Source organism: Cyclonatronum sp. (genome assembly GCF_022565315.1).
Taxonomy (GTDB): Bacteria; Bacteroidota; Rhodothermia; order Balneolales; family Cyclonatronaceae; genus Cyclonatronum.
The window spans coordinates 1-3,495 of sequence record NZ_JAIUMX010000187.1 but is presented as its reverse complement, the minus strand read 5'-3'; the positions used below and the strand labels follow the sequence as shown (position 1 = coordinate 3,495).

4 protein-coding genes are annotated in these 3,495 nt (G+C 57.4%); 2 read left to right on the top strand and 2 right to left on the bottom strand.

All coding sequences use genetic code 11. The annotated features are described in order from the left end of the window. The coding region (gene grpE, locus LAT75_RS15400; protein WP_291483703.1) for a nucleotide exchange factor GrpE at positions 1-325 on the bottom strand (325 nt) is incomplete at its 3' end. Between the two features lie 201 nt (positions 326-526). Continuing rightward, the gene (locus tag LAT75_RS15395; RefSeq protein WP_291483697.1) at positions 527-907 is read right to left on the bottom strand and encodes a VOC family protein; all 381 of its coding nucleotides are present in this window, start codon (positions 905-907) and stop codon (positions 527-529) included. Between the two features lie 152 nt (positions 908-1,059). On the opposite strand from LAT75_RS15395, the gene rsmI reads away from it, so the two are divergent. Further along, positions 1,060-1,896 (top strand): 16S rRNA (cytidine(1402)-2'-O)-methyltransferase, encoded by an 837-nt coding sequence (gene rsmI, locus LAT75_RS15390; RefSeq protein WP_291483695.1) that lies wholly within the window; start codon positions 1,060-1,062, stop codon positions 1,894-1,896. Next, on the top strand, positions 1,889-3,487 hold the full coding sequence (lnt, locus tag LAT75_RS15385; protein WP_291483693.1) for an apolipoprotein N-acyltransferase: 1,599 nt from the start codon (positions 1,889-1,891) through the stop codon (positions 3,485-3,487). Before rsmI ends, lnt begins: the two co-directional genes overlap by 8 nt. The last annotated feature ends 8 nt before the right edge of the window (positions 3,488-3,495 follow it).

Sequence of the window (3,495 nt, the reverse complement as noted above, 5' to 3'; positions counted from 1 at the left end):
GCAGGCTTCGGCCCAGATCGTCAAAAACCGGAAGGAAATCGGCAACGGCCTTAATTTTGGCGTCATCAAACAGCTGAAGGCGCTCGCGGTTCGTGCGGCGGCGCATGTTTTCGAACTCGGCAATTTTTCGGAGGATCTGATCTTCCTTGCTTTGGAGCTGCTTTTTAAGCTGCTCAATTTCTGCCTCAAGGGCGGCTTTACCGGCATCAGCGCCGGCGTTTTGATCTTCTGCAGCAGATGCTTTTTCCTGGTCAAGCGTTTCGGTTTCAGCCGCAGGATCGAGTTCGCTGTCCTGATTGGTGCTGTTTACGTTTTCAGTACTCATCGTCGTTTTGATAAATAAGCGGGTTAAAGAATGAAGCCGCGAAGCGGCGGCTGCCTGAATTTTGGCTCTAAGCTGCAAATTTCATACCAAGCGGTTTATTTAGCCAGCCTTGTGAGAATGTCAGAAAATAAAGCATGAAAAAGGATCGCGACGGCCGGAAGCCTGTCAGACTTCATTCTCCGCGCGCCCGATTTCAGCGGCTTACTTCTCGTTGAAAATTTCGATCAGGTTGCCGTCCGGGTCAGATACGAACAGGAAACGGCCGTTCTTCCGGTTGGCCGGACCGCTGATGATGGTAACTTCCCGCTCTTTTAAATAGGCGGCCATCTCATCAATAACAGCGGGGTCAGCTACCGTGAAGCCAAAGTGATCTACGCGGTAATCTTTGGAATCGCGGTTGTAGCTTGTCTCGGCTTCAACGAGCACGATGGAATCTTTGCCGATGCGGTAAACGGCCATGCTCCGGCCCATTTTTTTCTCCAGCTTGAACCCCAGAATCCCCCCGTAAAAGGCCTCTGCCCGCTCAATTTCATTAACTCTCAGGGTGATGTGATTGAGCCCGGTCGGCTTAAATTTGTCCATCGGCATAAGTGTATTTCCTTTAAAAAGTGATGTAGATCTGATGATGTGAGGCAGGCCGGCCATGAGCGCCGGTTTTCCCTGCAAAGATTATCGGAGGCAGGTTTTGTCTGCAAATACTTTAGCCTTATAATTTAAGGCTTTCCGCTTCCTTAATGAAATGTGATAAACGATACCGGCGCGGGCAGTCGTTCATCTGCCTTGTAAACGCCGTTCGTAAACCCAACCCGCTCATGACCGAATCTCCCTTAACTGAAGAAAACCGACAGCTTGCAGAGCCGGGCACCTTGTACCTGGTGGGCACGCCAATCGGCAATGTGCAGGATTTCAGCCCGCGCGCGCAGCAGATTCTGGGCAGCGCTTCTGTAATTGCCTGCGAAGACACCCGCACGAGCGGCGCCATGCTGCGCAGGCTGCTCATTCAGACGCCCCTCACCTCCTTCCATCAGCACAACGAGCACCGTAAGGCCGGCGAGCTGGTAAAGAGGCTTCAGTCCGGAGAATCGGTGGCGCTCATCAGCGATGCGGGCATGCCTGCGATTTCTGATCCCGGCTTTTTGCTGGCCCGGGCAGCGCATCAGGCCGGCGTGAAAGTCGTTCCGGTTCCGGGGCCTGTTGCCGGGGTAACCGCGCTTGCCGCAAGCGGACTGCCGAGCGACCGCTTCGTTTTCGAGGGCTTCCTGCCACAAAAAAAAGGACGCAAAACGCGTATCGCCGCCCTCGCCGAAGAAGAGCGCACCGTGGTGCTGTACGAAAGTCCGCACCGCATCGAAAAGCTGCTGCGGGAGCTGCTCGAAGTATGTGAACCCGGCCGCCTCTGCGCCGTGGGCCGCGAGCTCACCAAGCTGTTTGAGGAAATCCTGCGGGGCAGCCTCACCGAAGTGCATGCCACGCTCAGCAGCCGCGAAAAACAGAAAGGCGAGTTTGTGTTCATACTCGCCGGAAAAAACTACTCCGAAGAATCCGTATCCGTACCCGAAACCGATGCCTGATTTCCTGTTCCGCCTGAACCGCTGGCAGCTTGCCCTGGCTTCCGGCCTGCTTATGGGCCTGAGCTTTTCCCCTTTCCCCTTCCCCTTCCTGCTTTTTCCGGCTTTTGCGCTGCTCATGCGCCTCTCCGCGCTCAGCGGCAGCTTCCGCGAAGCGGCCTATTTCAGCTACCCGGCCTTCCTGCTGTGGAACGTAATCACCACCTACTGGCTCACCATGGCAACCGTGATCGGAGGGGTTGCCGCCATCCTGGCCAACAGCGCCATCATGGCCGTGGTTTTCGGGCTGATGCACCTGTGCCTGAAACGCCTCAAAAACCGGGCGTTCGCCTTCATCAGCGCCGCGGCCATCTGGGTGAGCTACGAATGGATGCACCTGCACTGGGACCTCGCCTGGCCCTGGCTCATCCTCGCCAACGCATGGTCCACCTGGACCTTCGCCGTGCAGTACATCGAATTCACCGGCTTTCTGTCCGTCAGTTTTCTCACTATAATAATTGCGTTCTTTTTGGGTGATGGGATTGGTGCCCTTCGGACAAATCCCGTCAGTTCCGGCTTGGGTCAGGGCTTCGCGAAACCAGAGCCCCGCAAAAAGCCGCTGCTCACCGCTGCCGGACTTTGGCTCGGGAGCATCCTCCTTTCTCTGCTCATCCACTGGCAGACCGATTTTGAGCCTGAAGGCTACACCAATGTAGTTGTGGTGCAGCCCAACTACGACTCCTACCTGCCGCTTGCCGGCTATGAGGATACCACCACACCGCTGCTCGAACTCACCGCCATGATCGACAGCGTGGTTACCGCCAACACCCACATCATGTTCTGGCCCGAAAACGCCCTCATGGGGCGGGTCTCGCAGATCAGCCGCAGCAGCAACGACCTGCACCTGTTTCAAAAAGCCGCGCAGTGGAACGTACCCATTGTTACCGGCGCGGCCTTCTTCATGTACTATCAGAACGAGCAGCCGCCCAGAGTGCACCGCACCGACTACCTGGGCCGGCCCTTCAACATCTTCAACAGCGCAGTCGCCTTTTTCCCCGACGGAAGCTTTGAGCACTACAATAAAATACGCCTCGTGCCCATCGTAGAGCGAATGCCCTTTGCCCACACCCTAAGCCGTCTGCCGCTGAACCTCGACTGGGGCGACATCACCGGTTTCGGGCGGGGCGAGCATATGCACGTGTTCGAAGCCACCAACGGGGTTCTGGCACCGGCGGTGGTCTGCTACGACTCCGTTTTCCCCTCCGTTGTGCGTGAAAGCGTGCTGATGGGGGCCGGTTTTGTGGCCGTGATTACCAACGACGGCTGGTGGGGCCGCACAAGCGGGCACCTGCAGCACTACGAATTTGCCCGGCTGCGTGCCATCGAACTGAGGCGCGCCGTAGTGAGGAGCGCCAACAACGGCATCTCCGGCATGATCACCGCCGACGGCCGCCCGCACACCCGCACCGAATACTGGACCCGCACCGCCTTCGAGCTGCAGGTACCCACCTCCACCCGCCTCACCTTCTATGCCCGCTACGGTGACTGGTTCAACCTCCTCATGCTGCTAACCGCAATCGCCGGCATTGCGGTGAGCTTTCGGAAGCGCGGGTGATGGGGGGG

Coding starts and splice junctions, on each gene's coding strand:
- lnt (WP_291483693.1), top strand. CDS start 1,889: ATGCCTGATTTCCTGTTCCGCCTGAACCGCTGGCAGCTTGCCCTGGCT.
- rsmI (WP_291483695.1), top strand. CDS start 1,060: ATGAAATGTGATAAACGATACCGGCGCGGGCAGTCGTTCATCTGCCTT.
- LAT75_RS15395 (WP_291483697.1), bottom strand. CDS start 907: ATGGACAAATTTAAGCCGACCGGGCTCAATCACATCACCCTGAGAGTT.